Raw genomic sequence first — 22,394 nt, 5'->3', positions numbered from 1 at the left:
GGTCGGCGTCGTGCACTCGATCAGCCCGGCGCCATTCGGCTCAGATGTTCCCACTCCTGGTACAAACCGGCCCGGGTTCGGTCCAGTTCTCGGACCTGGTCGAAGGAGCGGCTGCCGACGATCAGACGCCGGGGCGGGTCCGACAGCGCTGCCAATTCCAGGATCACCGGGGCGGCGGTGCTCGGGTCCGGGCCTGTTTCCTCGCCCCACATCTCTTCGAGTTCGGTACGCAGGTCGCCATAGTGCGGCATGGGTTCGGTCAGCGTCATGCCTGTGGTGAACAAATCGGTTGCGTAACCACCCATTTCGACGATGGTGACCTTGATGCCGTGCCGGTCGACCTCCATGGCCAATGCTTCGCTCAGCGAGTCCAGTGCCACCTTGCCCGCACCGTAGAAGCCGACCGTTGCCATGCCACCGGTGCTACCCATCGAGGTGACCTGCAAGATACGCCCACCGCCCTGCGCGCGCAGATACGGAAGCACTGCCTGGGACACCCAGACGGCGCCGAAGAAATTGACGTCGAGGTGGGCCCTGATCTGGTCCTCTGTTGCTTCCTCGACCATGCCGTAGAGCATCCCGCCCGCATTGTTGACCACCACGTCGAGCCTTCCGAAGGCGTCGAATGCCTGGCGTACGCCGTCGAATACCGCCGCATGGTCAGCGACATCGAGAGAAAACCGCGCCAAGGTTTGCGGGTAAGTGGCAGCCAGATCGTCGAGTGGATCGATATTGCGGGCGACGGCAACTACACGATCGCCCGCCTTCAGTGCCGCCTCGGCGAATGCTCGGCCCAGACCTCGGGACGCACCGGTGATGAACCAGACTTTGCCAGTGGTCATGTCGACCCCTTCCCTAATATGAGACGGACCGTCTCGGTTCGTTAATTTTGACGCGGATCGACATTCGTTGTCAACCGAACCGTCTCGTCTCGGTTGATTGATAAGCTGCCCCCATGACCGACGCCAAGGGCAGTTCGCGGCGCAGCGAGCGATCGCGCCGAGCCATCCTCGCGGCCACCCGCGCATTGATCTCCGAGGTCGGCTACACGAAGGTCTCCATCGAGGCCATCGCGGCACGCGCCGGGGTGGGCAAGCAGACGATCTACCGGTGGTGGCCGTCCAAGGGAGCCGTCATCTTCGATTCGTTTCTCGCCCTGAGCACCACAGAGGAAGGGCCGCAGGTGGAGCTGCCCGACACCGGGGACATCGAGGCCGATCTGAAGGTGGTCATGCGGGCCACGGTCGCGGAGTTCGCCGACCCGGACTTCGAGCGTCCGATTCGTGCTCTCGAGGTCGAGATCGTCAACGACCCCGAGCTCGCTGCCCAGTTCCGCGAGAAGCTCGCGCGTCCGGTGGACGAAGCGAAGAAGGCCCGCTTGCGCAGCGCACAGCGGGCAGGCCAACTCGACCCAGGCGCGGATCTCGACCTGGTTTTGGAGGTGCTCTACGCCCCGTTGTTCCAGCGGTGGCTACACAGGTCCGGGCCCCTCACCGCCGAATACGCCGATTCCCTCGTCGACGTCACGCTGCGCGCATTTCGGGCTCCATCATCGTGACCGACCTCCAGGCGATCTAACGAGCCGGCAGCTGCACCGACACGCGCAACCCACCGCCCGGACGCGGGGTGAGCGTCAGAGTGCCAGCGTGGGCTCGGGTGATGCTGTCGACGATGGCCAGTCCAAGGCCCACGCCGGAATCGTGGGTGCGAATGCGTTCGGACCCACGCTGGAACGGTTCGACGAGTGTGGAAACCGTTCGTGGAGTAAGGGTTTCGCCCGTGTTCTCGACCGTGAGGACCACCGAATCGGAATAGCGGCGGGTCGTTGTCCACGCGGTCCCGCCGGGCCGGTTGTGGACTATCGCGTTGTGAACGAGGTTCGTCGTCAGCTGCAGGAGCAGGGCATGCGAACCGACGGTGGGTGTCGGCTCGCCTGCGGTTTCGAGGGCGATGCCGTGCTTTTCGGCGAAGGGGATCAGCGTCTCGGTGGCTTCTTCGGCGAGCAGCGACAGGTCGACGGGCTCGGGCGTGAACGACCGCTGGTCGGCTCGACTGAGCACGAGCAGGGCTTCGGTGAGATCGATGGCCCGGCTGTTGACGGTCTGGAGGCGTTCGATCAGGTCACCCGGATCGTCGGGGGGATCGTCACGGGCCACCTCGAGCATGGTTCGGGTGATCGCCAAGGGAGTGCGTAGCTCGTGGGATGCGTTGGCGGCGAACCGCTGGTTCTCGGTGACGTGGGCTTCCAGCCGGGCGAGCATGGCATCGAAAGTATCTGCCAGTTCACGGAATTCGTCGGCGGTGCCGGCGAGCCGGATGCGGTGCGACAGGGAGCCGTTGGCGGCCAGGCGGGCAGCGGCGGTGATCCGGGTCAGCGGGGCGAGCATTCGTCCGGCCAGGAACCAGCCGCCGACCAAGCCGAAGACCATCAGGAAGAGCAGGACGGCGGCCATGAACGGCGCGAACGAGCGGAGCAGCAGCCGCCGGTTGATCCAGAAGTTGCCGGTGGTGTCGATCCATCCGGCAGGCAGGTAGTACAGATAGAAGATCATGACGGCGACGAGCAACAAGGTTCCCGCGAGCATGACGAAACCCGCGTAACTGAGGGTGAGCTTGAGACGGACACTCAGCCCGGGTGCCCTATCCACCGTCACCTCCCGTACTGATGCGGTAGCCGACGCCGGGAACGGTCGCGATGATCCATGGTTCGCCGAGACGTTTGCGCAGCGCCGAGACGGTGATGCGGACGGCATTGGTGAACGGGTCCGCGTTCTCGTCCCAGGCGCGTTCCAGAAGTTCTTCCGCACTCACGACACCGCCGTCGGCCGCGACGAGCACCTCGAGCACCGCGAACTGTTTGCGCGTCAGCGCGACGTAGCGGTCGTCGCGGTAGACCTCGCGACGGAACGGGTCCAGACGCAGACCGGCGATCTCGCGGACGGGTGGCCGACTGTGGGCGCGCCTGCGGTCGAGGGCGCGCAGGCGCAGGACCAGTTCGCGCAAGTCGAACGGTTTGGTGAGGTAGTCGTCGGCGCCGAGCTCGAAACCGGTTGCCTTGTCGTCGAGGCGATCGGCGGCGGTGAGCATCAGGATCGGCAGCCCGCTGCCGGAGGCGACGATGTGTTCGGCGATCTCGTCGCCGGAGGGACCGGGGATGTCACGGTCGAGGACGGCGATGTCGTAGGTGTTGATGTCGAGCAGCATCAGTGCCGTGTCGCCGTCGCCCGCGATGTCGGCGGCGATGGCTTCCAGGCGCAGGCCGTCGCGGATGGCTTCGGCCAGATAGGGTTCGTCCTCGACGATCAGTACACGCATCGACTCTCGATTCTTCCAGCGGGAACATATCGTCGGCGTATCGAAAATCGCATACGTGCGTGCAACGCCGCATTGTCTTGACTGACTGCATGAATCAGAGAAATATCCGGGGAATTCTAGCGACAGCTGTCGCTGCTCTTACCGCGGCAGGCGCTGTGGCGTTCTTTGTCCACCAATCGCCGGACCGATTGTCCTCCGTAGCGTTGTCGATCGATATTCCCCGTGGCGACCCTGGTTCGCCCGGTGCGGGGGTCTTCGACGACCAGTCGCCCTCGGTGGCCAATCTCGACCCCGAATTGCTCGATGCGCTGCGTCGGGCCGCCGTCGACGCGGGGAGCGAGGGGGTGGAATTCGTGGTCACCAGTGGCTGGCGGTCCGCGGAACACCAGACCCGGCTGCTGCACGAGGCGGTCGGCAAGTACGGGTCCGAGGCCGAGGCCGCCCGATGGGTGGCTACCGCGGAAACCTCCGCGCATGTGTCGGGTGACGCGGTCGACATCGGGCACAGCGCGGCGACGGCGTGGTTGTCCGCCCACGGCGCCGCGTATGGGCTGTGCCAGATCTACGACAACGAACCCTGGCATTACGAACTGCGCCGCGACGCCGCGGAAAACGGCTGCCCGGCACGGTTTGCCGACCCCACCGAGGACCCGAGGATGCAGCGGTGACCATTCCCCGGCCCGCCACGCTCGTCGCGTTTCGGTTCTGTGTGGTCTATTTCGTTCTGTTCTGCCTGCTGAACACCTATATTCCGTTCGCGTTGCTCGGCATCCTCGGGCGGTGGGTGCGCCGTTATGTGAGCCCGTGGGACATGTCGCTGACCGACCCCGTCACCGGGTGGGTGGGCCGGACGTTCTTCGGCGTCGATGCGGTGCAGCACAAGGATTCCGGTGCCGGCGATCAGGCGGCGGTGTGGGTGCTGGTGCTGTGTCTGCTGGTCCTCGCGGTGGTTGTCGCCGCGGTGTGGACGGCATTCGATCGCCGCACGGCGTACCCCCGGCTCACCGCCTGGTTCTCCCTGTTCCTGAGGTTGTGCCTCGGTGCGCAGATGGTGGGATTCGGGTTCGCGAAGCTGATCCCGACCCAGATGCCCGGGCCGTCGTTGGCACAGTTGCTGCAACCGTACGGCGATCTGAGTCCGGCCTCGGTGCTGTGGTTGCAGGTGGGCAGTTCCCCCGCATACGAGATGTCGCTCGGTGCTGTGGAAGTCGTCGCGGGTCTGCTGCTGTTCTTCTCCCGGACGATGGTGCTCGGTGCGCTTTTGTGTTTGCTCAGTACGGCGCAAATCCTGCTGCTGAACATGACGTTCGACATTCCGGAGAAGTTGCTCGCCGCGCATTTGCTGTTGATCAGCCTGGTGCTGCTCGCGCCCTATCTGCGACGGCTGTTCGATGTGTTCGTACTGCAGGGTGGTTGCGCGCCGCTGTCGCTACCGTCGCTCTTCGCCGAAGAACGGAAGAACCGCATCGCGAAATGGGTCGTGGCGGGTCTGGGACTCTGGGTCGCACTGGCCAGCGGGTACGACCGGTGGGTGGTGTGGCAGGAACAGCACGGGGCAGGTAGCCCCAAGTCCGAGCTGTACGGGATCTGGGACGTGCGGGAATTCACCGTCGACGGACAGGTCGCACTACCGCTCACCACCGACGGAACCCGTTGGCAACGACTGATTTTCGAACGCCCGGGGTCGGCAACCATTCAGCGGATGGATGGTGAATTCGTTCCGGTGGAAGCCGAGCTCTCCCCCGGCGGGCAGCTCGAACTCGCCAGACCGACAGGACCACTCGCAACTGTGTCCACCCAGAGACCCACCCCCGACCTCCTGATACTGCGCGGGGAACTGCACAACCGCCCACTCGTCGTCACCTTGGAACGCCTGGACCTCGACAGCTTCACCTTGCGCAGTCGCGGATTCCACTGGGTGCAGAACTATCCGTACTTCCGCTAGCCGACGTGTCCATTCAGAACCGTCCCCAGCCGACATTGGCCCAACCCGACCGACTGAAGATGCGGTAGTTGTTCGCCCTGGCCCACTGCTCGGCTGCGTCGTGCAGGAAGCGCGAGCCGCAGTTGAGGTAGTCCTCGGCCATGTGCTTGTCACCGAAGGCTTGCAGCGCTTCAGCCAGCTTTTCCTCGGAGCCCGTCCGGCCGAGCTTGATCGCCAGGATCAGCAGTTCCCTGCGCTGTTCGCGCCGCAATACCTGACGCACGACTGCCGGATTGTAGATCCGTTCCGGAAACTGGCCGAGCCGGGTGTACACCCGGTACCCCTGACCCCTATCGCGCCAGCTGCCGTCGCGATTGAGATACCAGGCACCTTCGCGCAGCAGGTTCTCGATGTGGGCAAGCGAGCTCATCTCGGCCGGAGTGAGCCCCTCGTTGTTGCGCAAATTGGCGTCTGCGCCGTAAGCCCGCAGATTCTCGATCGCTTCCTGCTGGCCGGTGTAGTACGCCAGATGCAGCGCGCTGTTTCCCTGCGCTGCCACCGTATTGATGTACGCACCGGTTTCGACGATTTCGCGCAGCCGCGCGGTATCCCCCGACGCCGCCACCGACAGCAGCTGATCGACCACGCGCTGACGGCGCCGCTCTCGGCTGCTGCGGACGATCAGCCAGACCAGCCACACCACCAGCACCAAGCCGAGGAGCCCGATCACCAACACTACGGGGCTGCTCACGCCACGCCAGGGTTCCAGCGAATGCCGGTTTCCCGGCCCCACCGCTCGACGCGCGCGTGCAGCGGTTGCAGGCGGCCGGTGTAGATGGTGTGCAGATGCTCGCGGGCGGCGGGGCGGGACAGGTCGACATCCCGCATGGTTGCGGCGATCAGCTGCAGCTCACCGAGGAAGAGGTCGCGCTCCGAGGGCAGTTTCGATTTCTCCGCCGACGCCAGACGTGGATCGTTCAGCAGAGTGTCGTACCTGCGGCGGATCAGTTGATCGGCTGTATCGATCTCAGCCGTCAGCCAGGCGCGGTATTCCGTCGGCGATGCACCGACGGCCAGGATTTCCCGGATCAGTGGGGTCCGCACGACCTCGCGGACCAGATCGTCGAGCTTCTCGTTCGCCCTGCGCCACGCGGTGAAATCACCGGCCTCGTAGGCGGCCCGTGCCTCGGCCGCCACGCCGTCCTGACGGTACCGGAACGGCTGCGCCTCGCCGGGAAGGTCGCGTTCGAGCCAGACCACCAGATTGGTGAGCGTGCCCATTCTGTCCTCGAAATCGGCCAGCGGCGGCTCCAGATACGCTTCGGGGCCCTCGCTCTCCTGCAAGGTCTGCAAGATCGTCTCGGCTTCGAGCAGCATGTGGTGCGCCTTCGCCTGGTCCTTCGCGCCGACGATCAGCCCTTCCACCGCGACCAACCGCTGTTCGAGATCCGGTGCCGCCTTCGCCGACTCGGCCTGATGCACCTCGGGACGCACCTGACGCCACGCAGCATGCGCCCGTGCGGTCCTCGACCGGATCTCTGTCCACGACGCGACCTGACGGACCGGGATGTCGATGACGGCGGTGGCCGCCCGGTCCAGCTGCGGCAGCCGCACCGACGCGTGAATGGTCCACCCGACCGCGAATTCCAGGGACAGTTCGACAGCGGTTCCCGGAGCCACATCCTCCGGCAGGTCATGGATCTGCACCGAACCGATCGGTATACGGCCCTCGTAGAGCCGTACCCGCAACGCGGTCCCCGCTCGCGCGGTCTCCAGATGCTGGCTGACGCGGTGCGGAATCTTGGTGCCCGCCTTCACGATTCGCGCCAGCCGACCGTCCACCAGCTCCACCGAGAAGTCGTGTGCGAGCACATCTCCCGCCAGGTCCAATGCGGGCGTCTCGTCGTGTCCTGTCACGGTGAGGTGTCCGGTGTCGACCTGTTGCCCGTCGGCCAGCACTCGCACGGTGAAAGAGCTTTCGCCCTCGGCGGCCAGCGGAACGTCGATGAACAGGAAGGCGCCGTCATCGTTGACCCGCTGTTCGAGCGGTGCGCCGTCGGCGGACTCGACCAGGACGAGCACCGGTTGACCCAACTCGTCGGGACACCGCACCCGGCCGGCGATATCCACCGAATCACCTTGCGGCACCAGCGGTTCCAATTCGAGGACCGAGCTACGGGTACCGCGGCTCGCCGCCTTGAGAGCCGCGCCGACCGCGACGACGAGTTCCGGATGGAACAGGCGCGGTGTGATACCGAAGCGTTGTTCCAGCAGCGTCGCGACCAGCGGGATTCTCGACGAGCCGCCGACCAGCACGATCTCGTCGAGAGCGGCGTCGCTCAACCGGGCCTTGGACAGCGCTTCGGCGCAATGGTCGAGGGTCGCGCGGAGATGGTCTTCGATCATCCGATCGAAGACGGGCCTGCTGAAGGGCAGGTTGATGGTCATCGGACTTCCGGACCGATCTTCCAGGTCCTGGCTGATGATCTCGGTCTCCGTCTCGCGGCTCAGCTCGTGCTTCGCCGCCTCGGCCAAACTCAGCAACCGTGCGAGCAATTCGGCGTCGCGTGGTTGATCCGGCCGGAAACCGAGGTCGTAGCCGGGCAGCTGGGCGATCATCCAGTCGACGATGGCCTGATCGAAGTCGTACCCACCGAGGTAACGGTTGCCGTCGAAGGAACGACTGCTGAATCCGCCGTCCGGGTCCCAGCTCACCACCGAGGTGTCGAAGGTGCCGCCGCCGAGGTCGTAGATGAGGAACCGGCGTCCCTCGGAGTCCTTCATGCGGTACTCGTGCATGTGCGCCAACGCTGCCGCGACCGGTTCCATCAGCGTTTCGACCACCTCGAGCCCGGCCTCGGCACCTGCCAGTCCGGTCTGTGTCTTCGCGCTGGTCTCGAAGTATGCGGGCACCGTGATCACGGCGCGGTCGATCGGCACACCGAGCACGTCCTGCGCCATTGTTTTGAGATGACGCAGCAGGTGCACCGAGGCCTGCAGCGGTGTGATGGTCGCGTGTCCCGCGGTGACCGGCTGATCGGTGCCCATGTTGCGCTTGAAGAACATGGCGGGCGGTGAACCGGGATGGCGTGCTTTGCGTTTGGCGAGCGCACCGACCAGCACGGTGCCGTCGGGTGAGATCCAGATGGCCGACGGTGTGGTCAGCGACAGGTCGGGATTGGCGACGATCAGCGCTGACCCGAACTGCCGCAACCGGCGTCGGTCGATCAGCGCTTGTTTGTTCGGGATGTCGGCGTCGGCCGGAATGGCCACGCAGCAGTTCGTCGTGCCGAGGTCGATTCCGGCGACCAGCGTCATTCGGTGTTCTCCTGTTTCAGCGCAGTGCGTGCAGTTCGGGGCCGAGAGCGGGTGGCAGCAGCTTGGGCAGGACCTGGTAGTTCAGCCCCGGCACGGCGCCGGGTACCGCTTCGGCCGCGTCCTCGGCATCACGGGCGACCGCGGCGTCCAGTTCGTCCGCGAGTTGCTGTAGTTCGGCGAGCTCGGCCACCTCCGATTCGGCGGGCACGGGCCGGTGGGTGAGCAATTCCGCCGCCAGCCGGGTTTCCGGCGACCCCAGTTGCTCATCGGCGGCATTCACCTGCGCCACGGTGAGCACCGCGCCGAACAGGGGAAACCTGCCCGGGTCGAAGGCGATCCGCTTGCGCCGCGCCGCGATACGGGCACGGGCCACCGACGGGCCCGCTGTGGGGTCGAGGTCCAGGATCTGGAATGCCGTGGAGTAGTAGGGGTTCGACCCGGTCCATTGCCATGGGTTCGTCATTGCCGTCGCCCTCCGGTGAGTTCCATCGTCAGCGCTCCCCGATCGAGGCGGTCGCCAGCAGTTCACGCACCGAGTCGTAGGGCGGTAGGTCTGGCAGTCCGAGGCCGATAGCCCACCGGAAGTGCCCGGCCGCTTCACCGCACAGCCGAAGCGCCGACATCTGGTGGCGCTGGTCGAAGGCGATGAACATCAGGCAAGTGCCGAACCAGAATTCGTGTCGGGCCAGTTTCGCCGCGTAGGCCGAACGGTCCGCCGCCGACACCGCGGCCGACCACTGGTGGGTGGTGGTGGCGGTGGTCCGGGAACGGGTGAGTCCGAGCGTGTCGTTGATCGGGGCGGTCATCTCGGTGATCCGGTCCAGCAACAACCGAGCCGGGTACATCTGCGACGAAATGTTCTGTCTGGCCTGCATATGGTCGATGCCGATATCGAGGGCGGCTTCGGCCAATTGGACGCTGTCCGAATCTACGCGCAACCACGCGGCGACCAGATCCAGGGCTTGCCCTTCACTTCCCGCCTTGGCCAGCCGCCGCACCGCCACCTCGGCCTCATAGCCCACTCTCGACCGCGTGGCCGACTTGACCGTCTCCGGGAACGGCGCCGTACGGATCGTCCGCATATGCGCTCGGGCACGTGCAGGCTGCTTCTGCCACAGCGTTCGGATCCGCGTGGCATGCGGTTCGAGCAGCTGTTCGGGCAGGTCCGCGCGGACCTGATCGATCGCCCGCTCCAGTTCCGGCGGTGTCACGTCCGACATCACCTTGCCGAGATGTCCGCGCATCGACTCCCAGAACTCGGCGCTGTCGTACAGCGTCGCCCAGTGCCGCAGCGCGGCGTCCCAATGGAGGAAGGCGGTGTGATCGCCCTCGAGTTCGAGGTAGTAGGCCTTGGCGTGCTCGGCGATCGCGCGATGGTGGACCGATACCAGATCGCCGGGATCGTATTTCTCCCACAGTCGCATGGCCGGCTGCGTCCACGGCCGGATCACGCCGTCCTGCCGTAAGGCGGTCAGCGCAAGCCGGGCCGACGGCGGCGGTGCCGACGGGTCGCTGCCTGCCGCGATGTCGCCGATCCGGTCGGCGATGCGGGTCAGTTCCGCGGCCTGACCGCCGCGGGCGACCCCGATGATCCGGCGGACCCGCGCGAGCGAAGCGTTTGCTTCCTCCGCACACGAAATCAGCGCCGCCCGTGCGGCTTCGGCGAGATTCGCGCGGGCGTGCCGGAGCTGGGCAGGATCGAGGTCGGAGGCTTCGGGCGTGTCCGCCGCCGCCGCCTCTCTCGCGGCGGCGCGGGCGCGCATGGTCGATATCGCCTCCTGATCGACCATCGACACGCTCGCCCATCGGTCGCCGTGCCGATCGCGAAGCTGTCGTACCCCCGCCGCCAACAGTCGCGAATCCTGTACGAGCAGCCCGAGTACGAGATGGGCGTTCGCGTGCATGTCCTCGTCGGCCGGTAAGTCGGCGGGTTCGCGGATGATTTCACGCAATTCGGCTTCGGCGGCGGCCTGGTCACCCTCGCGCAGCCGGGACAACGCGGTGACGAACCGAACCGCCATCCGCAGCGGCTGCTCGACCGACTGCGGCGGGCTGTCAGCCAATCGTGGTGCGCCCGACCGGCCGTGCATGACATCCGACGCGGCCAGCAAGAGTTTCCTGCTCACGTCGACAGGGGTCGGGCGCGCGGGTGTCTGCGAAGCCGCAGGCTCAGGGGTGGGCGGTCGTGCGGGAGTCGGCGGTTCCTTGCGCGGCGGCGAGACCGTCACCGGTGCGGAACCCATCTCGAGTCCGAGACGCGCCGATGTTGGCCGCGGCGGCTGGTGATCCGCCCGTCGGGAAGGCCCGGTCGTGTATCCCGGACGGGTCGGCGACCGCGACGGCTGCGCAGCGCTGTCGCCACCGAACCGTTCCGCGAGCGCGTAGCGTCGTCGGGCGCCCGCCTTGTCGCCACGCGCGGCGGCGCGGTCACCGAATCGGCGATACCACTCCGCGCGCGTGCCGGGCCCGAGCGCGTACATCACCTGCCACTCCACGCTGGAACCACCGCTGAATGCGTACTTCTCGAACTGCGCGTCGACCAGCTCGGTCAGGTGTGCGGTGGCGATGGCACGAAACTCCGGTGACACATCGGGATCCTCGGCCCGAACAGCGTTTCCGAACCACACGCACAGCGACGACGGCTGCGACACTCCGGTGACTGCCTTCATCAATCCGGCGGCAACGGACCAGGTTTCGGCGAAGGCACCGGCATCAGGGCGACGTAGCCACGCACGGAATATCAGTTGAACCGTGTCGTCGGTGAGCCCGCACCGCTTCTCGACGGTAGGCAGCATCCGGATCGTCGCATCGGGCAAGGTCGAGGCGGCTTCGACGAGGTCGTCGTGCAGTCGCTGCCGCAACTCCGGGGTGATGGGTGTGCCGGGGCGACCGAGGAACGTTTCGATCATCGTCAGCCGGGCTCGCGCCTGATCGGCGATGCTCAGTGGCTCGCCGACGGGCGGTTGTGCGGGGCCGGCCGGTTGTGCGGGCGCACGCTTCTCCGCGTTGCCGCGCTCCTTGTCACCCGACGACCAGGGCCATTTCACCGCGAAGTACTCCGGTCGGCCGGCCCTGATCGATCCGCAGCCACGGCTATCCCCTCTCCCGAACGAGCCCCGGCATCCTCCCGATACCGGGCAACTCGGAAGACAGTGCTCAACCATGTTGCGGCCGAACAGCCTTCAGCTTTCACGATCGACGACGCGAGGAACTTCGTCAAGTCCGAGCCGGGCGCTGCCCCCGAAGCAGGAACGAATGCCCCGGGAGCAGGCGGTCTGATTCAGTGGGCGAGTTTGAGCCCGACGACGCCCGTCACGATCATCGTGAGAAACACGAGCTTGAATATGGTCACCGGCTCTTCACCGGTGGCCATGGCGAAGGCGACGGTGAGGACCGCGCCGATACCCACCCAGACCGCGTACGCGGTACCTACCGGAAGTTCGCGCATCGCGATCGCCAACCCGGCCATACTCGCCAGCAGAGCGACGAAGAACAGCACCGACGGCACGAGCCGGGTGAAGCCTTCGGATTTACCCAGTGCGGTCGCCCACACAGCTTCCAGGAATCCCGACACGACAAGCAGAATCCACGACATCGCAGCCCTCCTCGGGCCGTCTTGTCGCACTCCGGGTACGGCACCCCTCGTCCGGAAGCCCGATCGCCGGGCTCACTTCCACCATGGCACGCCGGCTATCGACCGGCAAGCGATGGTGGTTCGTCTCACCAGCAAAGATGTCGGTGGGCAGCCGTAAACTTCGGCAGGTGGGGAGGATTCGGGAAACGGCCGGTGGACTCGCGCTGACGCTGCCGAGCGTGGCGCTCAACGGTGTCCTGGTCTACGTCGTGATCGTCGGCTTCGGCCTGTGGTCGGCGGTCATCGTGCTCGTGTTGTGGACCGGGTTCGGGTGCGCCCTGGCCAGCGCGCTGTGGTTCCACCCGGACCGGGGCCGAGCGGCGGCAGCCTATGGATTCCGCAAGCCCGTCGGATCGGAGCCCGATATTCTCGCGACCGCTTGGGCCGAGGTCACCCGGAAAGCGGGGGTGGATGGCTGGCCCTACTCGCTGTGGGTGCAGCAGTCGGCCGCGTTCAACGCGTTCGCGGCGCCCGCGCGCATGGTCGCGGTGACGAGCTGGGCGATCGAATCGCTGCGCCCACGGCAGCTGGCCGCAGTGCTCGCCCACGAACTCGGCCACCATCTCATGCTCGATCCACGTGTGCGACTGCTCGACGCCTGGTTCTCCGTCCCCGCCCGCGTGGTCAGGGGTATCGGCAGGATCCCGGCCCGCGCGGCACGTGGTCCCGGCACTCTCCGATGTCTCGCGAGAGCGGCGATCGCGGCGGCACTCCTGGTGGCCGTGGCATTCTTCCTCACACCACGAATCGGCGAACCCGCTGTCGCGGTGCTGATCGCACTACTCGTCCTGGAACCCCTGACCGAGGCGGCGCGCGCACGGCGCGGAGAGTTCGCCGCCGACCGAATAGCTGTTCACCTCGGGTACGGCCGCGAACTCCACGGCGCGCTCCGCAGGTGGCTTCCGCACGAGACAGCTCACACATCCGCACTGCTCGCGGCCCGCGCTCGATGGTTCGACACGCATCCGCCGATCAGGCAACGGCTGCAAGTGATTCGTCGGACCGCCGCGAACTGATCGCTTCGACCGCCCGGGCGCATCCGCCGGAGGCCTTCATCGCCGTGCCGCGATGCGGGCCCATACCTGCGGGTCGGTGCGGAGACCGCCCGGTGTGTCGGCGCCGTACCGCGCGATCTGGGCGTCGAGGTCCAAGGGTGCGGTCAGCGAGGTTCCGGGGGCGAGGGCGTCCTCGACGTGTTCGTCGGGCACCAGCCAGCACACCTCGAATTCGATGCCGTCGGGGTCGCGCGCGTAGAGCGCTTTGGTCGACCCGTGGTCGCTCGCCCCGGTCAATGCGTTCGCCGCGAGCAGACGACCGCGGATATCGGCTAGCTCGCGCAACGTGTCGACTTCCCAGGCGACGTGGTAGAGCCCGACCGATCCCGGCGGTCCAGCCGCGGGCCGCCTGGCCTGAAACAACCCGAGGTCGTGATCGTTGGCCGAGCCGGGGTGACGCAGGAAGGCGCCGCCCGGGAAACCCTCGGCGAGCCGCTCGAAGCCGAGGACATCTTCGTAGAAGGCGATGCTGCGCTCCAGCTCCGCGACGAACAAGACGATGTGGTTGATTCCCCGCATAGCGATGACCTCCTGGCCTACGACTGTGGGCGGTCGTCGACGTCGACACGCAGATCCCGGCCCGTGACCTCCACCGTAGCGACCAGGGCGGCCAGGCTCAGGGCGGCGGTGACCACGATGATCCCGCTCAGCGCGACGCTCGAGCCGTCGAAGGCGACAAGCAGGCTGCTCGCGATCAGCGGGGTGAAGCCCGCGCCGACGAGCGCCGCGGTCTGATAGGCGATGGACACACCGGTGTATCGCACACCGGTGGGGAACATTTCCGACAGCATCGGGGTCAGCGGCGCGTACATCAGGTTCTGCAGCAGTTGCGCGAACATCAGCGCGCCCGTCATGATCCACCACGAATCGCTGTTGATCAGGCTGTACAGGGGGAAGGCGTAGACGATCGCCCCGATCGCGCCCGTCATCATCGTTCGCCGCCTGCCCCACCGATCCGACAGGGCCGCGCTCGCGGGAATGGCGACGATCGAGACCACGACCACCAGCAGCAACGATCGCATCACCTCGCCGACCGCGTAACCGATGCCGGTCGCGTAGGCGATGATGTGCGAACTGGTCAGGGCGGTCAGCGCGAACGGCGCGAGACCGGCGAACACGGCGGGGACGAGCAGGCGTGGGCGACGCAGCACCTGCGCCGCCGGAATCGAGTCACGCGGCGGCTCAGCGGCGGCGAAAACCGGGCTCTCGGCGACCCGCAGCCGCACATACATCCCGAGCACGAGCAGGGCCGCGCTCAGCAGGAACGGCACCCGCCACCCCCAGGTCGAGAACTGTGGTTCGGGAAGCTGGGTCACCGCGGCGACCGCCCCGGTGGACAGCAGAAAACCGAGAGGTGTTCCCAGCTGCATGATTCCGGCCCAGCGACCGCGATTGCGCGCATCGGCATGCTCGACGACCATCAGCGCGGCGCCACCCCATTCCCCGCCGACGGCCACCCCTTGCACCACGCGCAGCAGCACCAGCAGGATCGGCGCCGCGACGCCGATGGTGTGATAGGTCGGCAGCAAGCCGATTGCCGCGCTGGCGATTCCCATCATCAGCATGGTGATCAGCAACATCGACTTGCGGCCCACGCGGTCACCGAAGTGGCCGAAGATCACGCCGCCGAGCGGACGTGCGACATACCCGGCGGCGAGGGTGCCGAACGAGGCGATCGTGCTCAACGCCGGATTCGAGCCGGGAAAGAACAGCGGCCCGAACACCACCGCGGCCATCGTCCCGTACAGCAGGAAGTCGTAGTACTCGATCGTCGTGCCGAGCAGGCTTGACAACGCCGCACGGCGGCGAGCTCTCGCGTCGGTCGGGATAAACGCCTGTGGCGCAGACGGACTCGCCTTCTCGGGTGGCAGCGTGGTCACCGAGACTCCTTCGGTTCGGCCGCGACATCCTCGTTCGATATCGCGGTCACCGCGACGTTTCCAGCGCGACCCGACGCCCGGCAATACCGCCGACCACTGAGCGGAATCTTCAGTGACTCCGGCAGCGCAAAGCCATTGCGTGCCTTCCGCGTTATCGCCCGTCGCGCCCCTGCGGGAATTGCGCGACAGCCTCATCGATCAGCCCGCCGAGCTGGTCGGCGGTGATCATGCCGCAGTTCACGAGCCCGGCCAGCCCTTGCAAGGTGGCGAGGAAGATCAGTGCGGTCCGCTGCGGGCTCGTGTCCGGCGGCTCGTCGGCCAAGCCGCGTTCGAACGCAAGCAACATCGGCGCGAAGGCCGCGTCCGCCGCCGTGCTCACGGCCTCGCCACCTTCACCGTGTTTGTGGGCGAACATCAGCTCGGCCAGGTTCGCCTCGGAAGTCACGAAGTCGAGGTAGGCCCGGGCGAGCGAGTGGATTTGTGCGCGGTAGCCGGGCGCGGCGTCGACCGCGTCCCGCAGTCGCGTGCCGAGCAATGCGAACCCTTCGACGGCCAGTGCGTCGTGGAGCTGCCGGCGGTCAGGGAAGTGCCGGCGCACGGCCGCGTGCGAAACGCCGACTGCGGTGGCGAGCTCGCGCAGTGACAGCTCCGAGGCTCCCCGGTCACGCACCACCGGCGTCGCCTGCTCCAGTACGGCCTGGCGCAGGTTGCCGTGGTGGTAGGGGCGGTCGGGCGTCATTCGAGCAGCCTATCAAGAATGTTTCCGTTGACTAGATTGTTTCCAGTGGATACATTGGCCTCATGCTCCCACTTACCTCTCCTTCGCAGATTCCGGATCAGACCGGCCGCACCGTCATAGTCACCGGCGCCACCAGCGGGATCGGCCGTGCCGCGGCAGCTGTCCTTGCCGCCAAGGGCGCGCGGCTCATACTCGCTGTGCGCGACCGGGAAAAGGGCCGTGCGGTCGCCGCCGAAATGAGCGGCACGGTCGAAGTTCGTCCGCTCGACTTCAGTTCGCTGGCATCGGTCCGGCAGTTCGCGGACGGCATCGACAGCACGGTGGACGTGCTCATCAACAACGCCGGAACCATGACCGATTCGCTACAGCACACCGCCGACGGTTTCGAGCTCCAGTTCGGGGTCAACCACCTGGCGCCCTTCGCGTTGACGAACCTGTTGCTCGACCGGATCACCGACCGCGTCGTGTCCACCTCGTCGAGCGCCTACCGCTCCGCACGGCTCGATTTCGACGACCTGCAGTGGGCGCAACGCCCCTATAAGCCGTTCGGCGCCTACGGTGCGTCGAAGTTGTCGGTCCTGCTGTTCACCGCCGAACTACAACGCCGCCTGAGCGCGGTCGGATCGTCGGTCATCGCGACGACCGCGCATCCCGGCTGGGCCTCCACCGGCTTCCGGATCACCAGCGGTAACCGGCTCATCGACGCCCTGTCGGCCATCTTCACGCCAATGCTCGCCCAAGGTCCCGACGCCGGCGCGCTTCCCACACTGCTGGCGGCCGTCGGCGACATCCCCGGCGGCAGTTTCGTCGGTCCGAGCCGCTTCGGCGGTGTTCGCGGTCCGGCAACAGTGGGCGAGATATCCCCCGTGGCCGAGGATCCGGACTCCGCCGCGCGGCTCTGGCGCGCCTCCGAACACCTCACCGGCACGCGCTTCCCCTTCACCTCCGCGTCGCCGTCACCCGCCCCGACCACAGACGTCTTTGGAGCATGACGATGCGGCGCATCAATACGGCGGGCGAGAGGTGTTGCGGCTGAACGCCTTCGAGCCCCATCGTCCGGTCCACACGAGGTGCCCGTGCGGTTACGCCGCGGACATCGGTGGTCACGAGGCCATCGGCCTGACCTCAGGCAGCGTCAGAGCCGTGTGGGCCGGGCGACCGGTGGTCGGGGCCGACATGGTGAGGTCGCGGAGTCGCTGGTTGCGGGCTTGCAGGGCTTCGGCGGTGGCAGGAAAGAGTGCCGCTTCGCCGGTGGCGATCTGTGATTGGTTGAGTTCGACGAATGGGCGGCTGGCGCGTTCGTAGGCGGCGAAGGCGGTGGTGTGGTCGTCGTGCGCGGCCAGGGATTCGGCGAGCATATAGCCGCCGACGAGCGCGAGGCTCGACCCCTGCCCGGTCAGGAACGACGGTGCGTAGGCGGCATCGCCGACGAGTGCCACGCGCCCAGCCGACCATTGCGGCATGTGGATCTGACTTACCGTGTCGAAGAACGGATCTGAGGAACCGCACATAGCCTCGACGATGTCCGGCACCTTCCATCCGTCGTCGCCGAAGAGCGTGGATATCAGCGCACGTCGAGTCTCACTGTCCCGGAAGGCTTCGTGGGGTGGTTCGGGGTGGGCGAAGGTCAGGAGGGCGTGTACGTCGTCGCTGTTTCCCACCGCGTAGAGAGCGGCGGCTCGTCCGGGGGTGTTCCAGATGAGCGCTTCGTGTGCGAGCCCGAATGTATTGGGCACGGTGCTGATCGCGAAGCAGTAGCCGAGGTAGCGCAGGTAGTTCTGTTCGGGGCCGAAGGCGAGAGCCCTGGTGCGTGAGTGCAATCCGTCGGCGCCGACAACAAGATCGAAACTGCGTTGGGCGCCGCTGTGGAAGGTGACGTCCACACCGTGCTCGTATTCGGTGAGCGCGTCCACGGAGTCGTCGAAGACGAACTCCACGTCGTCACGGACTGCCGTGTACAGGACGTTCGTCAGCGTCTCCCTCGGGACTTCGAGGTCATGTCCGTCGACTCCCCCGGCCACCGCCTGCGGATGAACGACAGCGGCCCGACTGCCGTCGGCCTCGAGGAAGGTGACCCGCTGTGTGTCGATATGGGCTCGCTGTAGCTGCGGCAGAATGCCCATCCGGTGCGCGACCTCGACGGCGGTTCCACGCAGGTCGATCGGATATCCGCCGCCGCGCACACCGGCGGACTTCTCGACCACCGTCACCTCGAATCCGACCTTGTGCAACCAGAACGCCAGCGCGGGACCCGCGATACTCGCGCCCGTAATCAGCACAGTTCCTCTGGATTTCATCTCAACTCCTCTGTTTTCGATGGAAAGGGTCACGCGTGCGTTTCGACAGCCCGGCGCTCGAGTTCCGACGCGGGCATCCGACGCTGCGGGCGGGTGGTTCGAACAAGAAGGACGACCACGACCGCGGCGATCGCGAAGGCCGCGGTGGCGATCGCGATATAGCTGAATACGCCGGTAGCCGAGTTCACCGTCTCGCCGTCCGCGACGACAGTGGTCGATGCGAGAACGGCCGCGCCGACGAAGTTGAACACCACGGCCCCTGTGGAGACCATCACCATGACCAGGCTGGACACGACGCCCTGCCGTTGCGCCGATGCCAAGTCGCCCGCCGTGTTGAAGCCCGACGCACCCAACGCCGCGACCGTGACCCCGAGCAGGAACGCGAAGCACAGCGCCGCGACCAACTGGGACGCACCGAGGAACATCCCGATGGTCGCAACGGTTCCGAGCATGACCGCCCCGGCCAGAGTTCGGGCAGGCCCGATTCGCGTACCCGACCAGCCGGCCACCGGCCCGCCGAGCATGACGCCGACAGCGGGTGCCGCCAGAAGCAACGCCACCGACCCGCGCCCGCCGAGTCCATAGCCCAAGTTCTGGTCCGCCGAGACATCACTGATGAGCGGGATGAGTTGCAGCATGCTCTGGTAGGAACCCGCGCCGAGGAAAACGACCAGAAGCGTGAGAAGCAGTGGCTTGCCGAGGTTTCCGACGTCGATCAGCGGATCAGCCTTCCGGCTCGAGACCGTGAACCATCTGACCAACGCCACGGCCCCGCCGAGGAGTAAGGCAAGCGGACCGATAGCGGACCACCCGAGATCGGGACCCATGCTGATGTAGCCGAGCACTCCGAGCAGACCGCCGCCGAGCAGCAGCGCACCCGAGATGTCGAGCCGGCCCGGCGTCTTCACGAGCGATTCGGGAACCAGGAAACGCACGCATCCAGCCATCGCCACCGCGACAGCGGCCGAGATGAGAAACAGAATCTGATAGCCGAACACCGTCGCCAGCTTCTCGACGAGGAACCGGGAGGCGACATTGAGGATCGCGGTTCCGGTGGTCACGATGCCGACGATGATCATGGCCAGGCGTGGCGTGCAGACGGTTCGCACGATCGCGACCGAAAGGAACATGGCGGCCAACGCCGCTCCCTGCAACATGCGACCGATCACGAATATCCACATCGTCGGAGCGACCGCGCAGATCAGCGCACCGACACAACTGATGAGCAAGGTCAGCACGAGGACCCGGCGTTTTCCGTATATGTCGGCACTCTTACCGAGCAACGGAGCCCACATCACGCCCGCCAGCATCGCGGTGGCATTGAGCCACGCCGCCTGGTCGGTGCCGAAATGGTCCAGCATCTCGGGCAGGACGATCAGCGGTGCGCCGATCGCCGAATCCACCACGAAGTTCACCAGGGCCAGGACCGCCACGAGGCCGAGTAGTCGCCGACTCCACCTCGTGTGAAGACCGACGTTCACACCGTCGGTTGTGTTCTGCTGCATCGACTTCGGCTCCTCACCAGACTTGATTCCCCGACTGAGCGGGACTCGCGCCGCCCAGGGACTTTCTGGTTACAACCGTTCCAGCGGAGCCCTCGGCGGGCATCGTCTGTTGTCACCGATTGCTGCTGGTGCTATCGCACCAGACGACCACGCGTACTCCTGGTGCGTAGGAACCGAGTCGTGCGCCTTGCGGTTGCGGGACGCTCGCCACGCGTATCTTGGGCGAGGTGTTGGCGAACCAGCAGCGTCCACCGATCCGGTGATGACCACCCAGCAGGTGGCACGACGACCGGTGTGGTGGCGCGAGGCGCTCGTCCTCGCGACGGCGTTCCTGCTGTGCCTGTCCGGCGGGATCTTTCACCCCGACAACACCCTCGGATGGCCACCGATCGCCACCTATGCCGTCGCGGGTGTCTCGTGCGCGGCGCTGGTCGTGCGGCATCGGGCGCCCGTAGCCGTGGTCGCGGTAACCACGGTGTGCGGGATGCTGGTCGCCCCGTTGGGCCTGCTGTCGACCCCGCTGATCGTCGTGCCCGTCGCGATCGCCGCCTACGCGCTGGCACTGCACACCGAGCTGAGGGTGACGATCGCGGTCCTGCTTCCCGCCGTGGCATTGCTTGTCGCGGCTACCCCGCTTCTCGACGGGCTGTCCTGGCAGGACACCGGCCGGCTGCTGTCGGTGGCGGCGCTCCCGCTGATCGCCGGGGCGCTCGGCAATGCGACGCAGAGCAGGCGCGCCTACCTGGCCGCCATGGAAGAGCGGGCACTGCGCGCCGAGGAGAGCCGGGAGAGCGAAGCGCGGCGCAGCGTCGCCGAGGAACGGGTGCGCATCGCCCGCGAGCTCCACGATGTCGTCGCACACCAGATCACCCTCGCCAACGCCCAAGCTGTTGTCGCCGCGCACGTGTTCGACTCCCAGCCGGACCAGACCCGCTCGAACCTGAACAACATCATCGAGACCACGAGAAACGCCCTCGACGACCTGCGCGCCACGGTCGGACTGCTGCGCCAGGCCGGGGACGCGACCACCTCCGCCGAACCGTCACCCGGCCTGGCCCAGCTCCCCCGGCTGCTCGAGTCGTTCGAGCGTGCGGGGCTGCGAGTGACGACGAACAACGACGGCATGCCCAAACCCCTACCGCCAGGAGTAGATCTCACTGCCTTCCGGATCATCCAGGAGGCCCTGACGAACGTGGGCAAACACGCCGCGACCAGCCGCGCTCGAATCCGCCTGTCCTGGAGCCACGACCTGCTCGGCATCACCGTCGCCGACGACGGACCCGGCTCGCGAGCAGCGAACAGGCCGAGTTTCACGGGGTCGGACCGGCCATCAGGTTACGGGCTCATCGGTATGCGAGAACGCGCCAAGGCGGTCGGGGGTCAGCTCTTCACCGAAAACAGCCCGGCGGGAGGCTTCATCGTCTCCGCCCGCCTGCCGCTCACACCCGCGAACACGACCGGCGACACGGAGAACGGTGGTCCCCCATGACAATTCGAGTGCTGCTTGCCGACGACCAGGCCCTGCTCCGCCAAGCGTTCCGTACGCTCCTCGACTCCGCCGACGACATCAGCGTGGTCGGCGAGGCCGCCGACGGCGCACAAGCGGTGCGGCTCACCCGTGAACTGCACCCCGATGTGATCGTCATGGACATCCGGATGCCCGAGACCGACGGCATCACCGCCACCACACAGATCTGCGCGGACCCGCAGCTGCGCGACAGCCGGGTCCTCGTCCTCACCACCTATGAGACCGACGAATATGTCGCGCAGGCACTACGCGCGGGCGCGAGCGGCTTCATCGGAAAGGGCATCGGCGCAGCGGAACTGCTCACCGCCGTGCGCACCATCGCAGACGGCGAAACCCTCCTCTCCCCCGCCGCGACGCGAACCTTGATCGCCCGTTTCCTCGCAACCCCACCCGACGACAGCGCTACGCACACCGCCGAGAAACTCGAGGTACTCACCCCGCGAGAACGCGAAATGACGACGCTTGTCGCACGAGGACTGTCCAACAACGAGATTGCCGAACAGCTGTTCGTCAGCCCGTTCACCGTCCGCGCCCACGTGCAGCGTGCCATGAACAAACTGCACGCTCGCGATCGTGCACAACTCGTCGTCATCGCCCACCAGACCGGACTGGTCAACCACGCCAACGAGGGCGGCTTGCCGTGACCTCCGGTTGCCCGGAGCAGGGTCAGGGCTTCGACCGCGGGTCGGGAGCGATCCCGAGCGTGCGGGCGATCCGCGCCATGAGCTGAGACATCTTGGACGGGAACGAATCCGGTTCCGGCACGGTCACCGGGCGGACCCGGCCGTTGTGAATCGCTGTTATTTTCCAGCCGTTTTCGGTGCGCAGCAGCACGATGGTCTGTCGGGACAGCCGCCGCTTCGGCAGGCGTGAGCGCCACGGCATCAGCACCGATGCGGTGCCGTAAACGATGGCGACGTCCGGGGTGATGTAGCGGATGGACTCCAGTTCACCGGTCAGAGCTGATCCCGCCAGGACTCCACGGAACAGCCGGTCGTGGTTGCGCTGATGCTGTTCACGGCCGATGGCACGGGTGCCGTCGTAGGAGACGTAATCGGAGTCCTCGGTGAAGAGCGCGCCGAAGGCTTCGGCGTCATTGGCGGTCCAGGTCCGCTGGAGTTGCTGGAAGACCTCCGCGACGGCGATGTCGTCGGTGGTGTGCCGGGTCTGGTTCATGGATCGAGCCCCTCGGCGCTATC

21 protein-coding genes and 1 riboswitch are annotated in these 22,394 nt (G+C 66.6%); of the genes, 7 read left to right on the top strand and 14 right to left on the bottom strand.

The genetic code is table 11. The annotated features are described in order from the left end of the window. Positions 1-20: 20 nt before the first annotated feature. Positions 21-842 carry an SDR family NAD(P)-dependent oxidoreductase gene (locus AB0I19_RS00965; RefSeq protein ID WP_357143109.1) on the bottom strand — a complete coding sequence of 274 codons (822 nt, stop codon included), beginning with the start codon at positions 840-842 and terminating at the stop codon, positions 21-23. A gap of 113 nt (positions 843-955) precedes the next feature. Between AB0I19_RS00965 and AB0I19_RS00960 the strand changes: the two genes are divergently transcribed. Further along, positions 956-1,558 carry a TetR/AcrR family transcriptional regulator gene (locus AB0I19_RS00960; RefSeq protein ID WP_357143107.1) on the top strand — a complete coding sequence of 201 codons (603 nt, stop codon included), beginning with the start codon at positions 956-958 and terminating at the stop codon, positions 1,556-1,558. A 16-nt stretch (positions 1,559-1,574) separates the two neighbouring features. Here AB0I19_RS00960 and AB0I19_RS00955 read toward each other — a convergent pair whose 3' ends face one another. Continuing rightward, on the bottom strand, positions 1,575-2,648 hold the full coding sequence (locus AB0I19_RS00955; RefSeq protein WP_357143105.1) for a HAMP domain-containing sensor histidine kinase: 1,074 nt from the start codon (positions 2,646-2,648) through the stop codon (positions 1,575-1,577). After that, on the bottom strand, positions 2,641-3,315 hold the full coding sequence (locus AB0I19_RS00950) for a response regulator transcription factor (protein WP_357143103.1): 675 nt from the start codon (positions 3,313-3,315) through the stop codon (positions 2,641-2,643). The genes AB0I19_RS00955 and AB0I19_RS00950 overlap by 8 nt, the downstream gene beginning before the upstream one ends. A 203-nt stretch (positions 3,316-3,518) precedes the next feature. On the opposite strand from AB0I19_RS00950, the gene AB0I19_RS00945 reads away from it, so the two are divergent. Then, a complete protein-coding gene (locus tag AB0I19_RS00945; RefSeq protein WP_357143101.1) occupies positions 3,519-3,983 on the top strand; it encodes a M15 family metallopeptidase in 465 nt (154 codons plus the stop codon). After that, the gene (locus tag AB0I19_RS00940) at positions 3,980-5,260 is read left to right on the top strand and encodes a DoxX family protein (RefSeq protein ID WP_357143099.1); all 1,281 of its coding nucleotides are present in this window, start codon (positions 3,980-3,982) and stop codon (positions 5,258-5,260) included. Before AB0I19_RS00945 ends, AB0I19_RS00940 begins: the two co-directional genes overlap by 4 nt. A gap of 13 nt (positions 5,261-5,273) precedes the next feature. Here AB0I19_RS00940 and AB0I19_RS00935 read toward each other — a convergent pair whose 3' ends face one another. From AB0I19_RS00935 to AB0I19_RS00915, 5 genes are all read right to left on the bottom strand, one after another. After that, positions 5,274-5,990, bottom strand: coding sequence for a hypothetical protein (locus AB0I19_RS00935; RefSeq protein ID WP_357143097.1), 717 nt, complete (start codon positions 5,988-5,990; stop codon positions 5,274-5,276). Next, complete coding sequence (locus AB0I19_RS00930) at positions 5,987-8,557, bottom strand: Hsp70 family protein (RefSeq protein WP_357143095.1); 2,571 nt, start codon at positions 8,555-8,557, stop codon at positions 5,987-5,989. Before AB0I19_RS00930 ends, AB0I19_RS00935 begins: the two co-directional genes overlap by 4 nt. A gap of 16 nt (positions 8,558-8,573) precedes the next feature. Next, on the bottom strand, positions 8,574-9,020 hold the full coding sequence (locus AB0I19_RS00925) for a hypothetical protein (RefSeq protein WP_357143093.1): 447 nt from the start codon (positions 9,018-9,020) through the stop codon (positions 8,574-8,576). A 28-nt stretch (positions 9,021-9,048) separates the two neighbouring features. Continuing rightward, entirely contained in the window at positions 9,049-11,604 is a 2,556-nt protein-coding gene (locus tag AB0I19_RS00920; RefSeq protein ID WP_357143091.1) for a hypothetical protein, read from the bottom strand. A gap of 233 nt (positions 11,605-11,837) precedes the next feature. Further along, positions 11,838-12,152: a multidrug efflux SMR transporter gene (locus AB0I19_RS00915; RefSeq protein WP_357143089.1), complete on the bottom strand. Its 315-nt coding sequence runs from the start codon at positions 12,150-12,152 to the stop codon at positions 11,838-11,840. A gap of 10 nt (positions 12,153-12,162) precedes the next feature. Continuing rightward, a riboswitch (guanidine-III (ykkC-III) riboswitch) is annotated at positions 12,163-12,229 on the bottom strand. Between the two features lie 90 nt (positions 12,230-12,319). Between AB0I19_RS00915 and AB0I19_RS00910 the strand changes: the two genes are divergently transcribed. Next, complete coding sequence (locus AB0I19_RS00910) at positions 12,320-13,207, top strand: M48 family metalloprotease (RefSeq protein ID WP_357143087.1); 888 nt, start codon at positions 12,320-12,322, stop codon at positions 13,205-13,207. A 36-nt stretch (positions 13,208-13,243) separates the two neighbouring features. Here AB0I19_RS00910 and AB0I19_RS00905 read toward each other — a convergent pair whose 3' ends face one another. The 3 genes from AB0I19_RS00905 to AB0I19_RS00895 form a co-directional block, all read right to left on the bottom strand. Beyond that, entirely contained in the window at positions 13,244-13,765 is a 522-nt protein-coding gene (locus AB0I19_RS00905) for a VOC family protein (RefSeq protein WP_357143085.1), read from the bottom strand. A gap of 17 nt (positions 13,766-13,782) precedes the next feature. After that, positions 13,783-15,075 (bottom strand): MFS transporter, encoded by a 1,293-nt coding sequence (locus tag AB0I19_RS00900; protein WP_357145044.1) that lies wholly within the window; start codon positions 15,073-15,075, stop codon positions 13,783-13,785. A gap of 202 nt (positions 15,076-15,277) precedes the next feature. Continuing rightward, on the bottom strand, positions 15,278-15,865 hold the full coding sequence (locus AB0I19_RS00895) for a TetR/AcrR family transcriptional regulator (RefSeq protein ID WP_357143083.1): 588 nt from the start codon (positions 15,863-15,865) through the stop codon (positions 15,278-15,280). Positions 15,866-15,927: 62 nt separating this feature from the next. On the opposite strand from AB0I19_RS00895, the gene AB0I19_RS00890 reads away from it, so the two are divergent. After that, a complete protein-coding gene (locus AB0I19_RS00890) occupies positions 15,928-16,857 on the top strand; it encodes an oxidoreductase (protein WP_357143081.1) in 930 nt (309 codons plus the stop codon). A 111-nt stretch (positions 16,858-16,968) separates the two neighbouring features. On the opposite strand, the gene AB0I19_RS00885 is transcribed toward AB0I19_RS00890, so the two are convergent. Then, positions 16,969-18,162, bottom strand: coding sequence for an FAD-dependent monooxygenase (locus AB0I19_RS00885; RefSeq protein ID WP_357143079.1), 1,194 nt, complete (start codon positions 18,160-18,162; stop codon positions 16,969-16,971). 29 nt (positions 18,163-18,191) lie between these two features. Continuing rightward, positions 18,192-19,667, bottom strand: a complete 1,476-nt coding sequence (locus AB0I19_RS00880; RefSeq protein ID WP_357143077.1) for an MFS transporter — start codon at positions 19,665-19,667, stop codon at positions 18,192-18,194. 262 nt (positions 19,668-19,929) lie between these two features. Between AB0I19_RS00880 and AB0I19_RS00875 the strand changes: the two genes are divergently transcribed. Together AB0I19_RS00875 and AB0I19_RS00870 are read left to right on the top strand one after the other, a co-directional pair. Further along, positions 19,930-21,156 (top strand): sensor histidine kinase, encoded by a 1,227-nt coding sequence (locus tag AB0I19_RS00875; protein WP_357143075.1) that lies wholly within the window; start codon positions 19,930-19,932, stop codon positions 21,154-21,156. Continuing rightward, the gene (locus AB0I19_RS00870; RefSeq protein ID WP_357143073.1) at positions 21,153-21,839 is read left to right on the top strand and encodes a response regulator transcription factor; all 687 of its coding nucleotides are present in this window, start codon (positions 21,153-21,155) and stop codon (positions 21,837-21,839) included. The genes AB0I19_RS00875 and AB0I19_RS00870 overlap by 4 nt, the downstream gene beginning before the upstream one ends. A gap of 22 nt (positions 21,840-21,861) precedes the next feature. Here the strand turns inward: AB0I19_RS00870 and AB0I19_RS00865 are convergent, their stop codons facing one another. Further along, the gene (locus AB0I19_RS00865; RefSeq protein ID WP_357143071.1) at positions 21,862-22,371 is read right to left on the bottom strand and encodes an SgcJ/EcaC family oxidoreductase; all 510 of its coding nucleotides are present in this window, start codon (positions 22,369-22,371) and stop codon (positions 21,862-21,864) included. Positions 22,372-22,394 lie beyond the last annotated feature (23 nt).

Source organism: Nocardia sp. NPDC050413 (assembly GCF_040655475.1).
Lineage (GTDB): Bacteria > Actinomycetota > Actinomycetes > Mycobacteriales > Mycobacteriaceae > Nocardia > Nocardia coubleae.
The sequence above is the reverse complement of the archived record's forward strand: the minus strand, read 5'-3'. Positions and strand labels throughout refer to the sequence as shown.

Bases quoted from the DNA above. Each gene is read 5' to 3' on its own strand.
- AB0I19_RS00885 (WP_357143079.1), bottom strand. From the start codon at position 18,162: ATGAAATCCAGAGGAACTGTGCTGATTACGGGCGCGAGTATCGCGGGT.
- AB0I19_RS00950 (WP_357143103.1), bottom strand. From the start codon at position 3,315: ATGCGTGTACTGATCGTCGAGGACGAACCCTATCTGGCCGAAGCCATC.
- AB0I19_RS00915 (WP_357143089.1), bottom strand. From the start codon at position 12,152: ATGTCGTGGATTCTGCTTGTCGTGTCGGGATTCCTGGAAGCTGTGTGG.
- AB0I19_RS00960 (WP_357143107.1), top strand. From the start codon at position 956: ATGACCGACGCCAAGGGCAGTTCGCGGCGCAGCGAGCGATCGCGCCGA.
- AB0I19_RS00930 (WP_357143095.1), bottom strand. From the start codon at position 8,557: ATGACGCTGGTCGCCGGAATCGACCTCGGCACGACGAACTGCTGCGTG.
- AB0I19_RS00965 (WP_357143109.1), bottom strand. From the start codon at position 842: ATGACCACTGGCAAAGTCTGGTTCATCACCGGTGCGTCCCGAGGTCTG.
- AB0I19_RS00905 (WP_357143085.1), bottom strand. From the start codon at position 13,765: ATGCGGGGAATCAACCACATCGTCTTGTTCGTCGCGGAGCTGGAGCGC.
- AB0I19_RS00895 (WP_357143083.1), bottom strand. From the start codon at position 15,865: ATGACGCCCGACCGCCCCTACCACCACGGCAACCTGCGCCAGGCCGTA.
- AB0I19_RS00925 (WP_357143093.1), bottom strand. From the start codon at position 9,020: ATGACGAACCCATGGCAATGGACCGGGTCGAACCCCTACTACTCCACG.
- AB0I19_RS00870 (WP_357143073.1), top strand. From the start codon at position 21,153: ATGACAATTCGAGTGCTGCTTGCCGACGACCAGGCCCTGCTCCGCCAA.
- AB0I19_RS00865 (WP_357143071.1), bottom strand. From the start codon at position 22,371: ATGAACCAGACCCGGCACACCACCGACGACATCGCCGTCGCGGAGGTC.
- AB0I19_RS00880 (WP_357143077.1), bottom strand. From the start codon at position 19,667: ATGCAGCAGAACACAACCGACGGTGTGAACGTCGGTCTTCACACGAGG.
- AB0I19_RS00875 (WP_357143075.1), top strand. From the start codon at position 19,930: ATGACCACCCAGCAGGTGGCACGACGACCGGTGTGGTGGCGCGAGGCG.
- AB0I19_RS00890 (WP_357143081.1), top strand. From the start codon at position 15,928: ATGCTCCCACTTACCTCTCCTTCGCAGATTCCGGATCAGACCGGCCGC.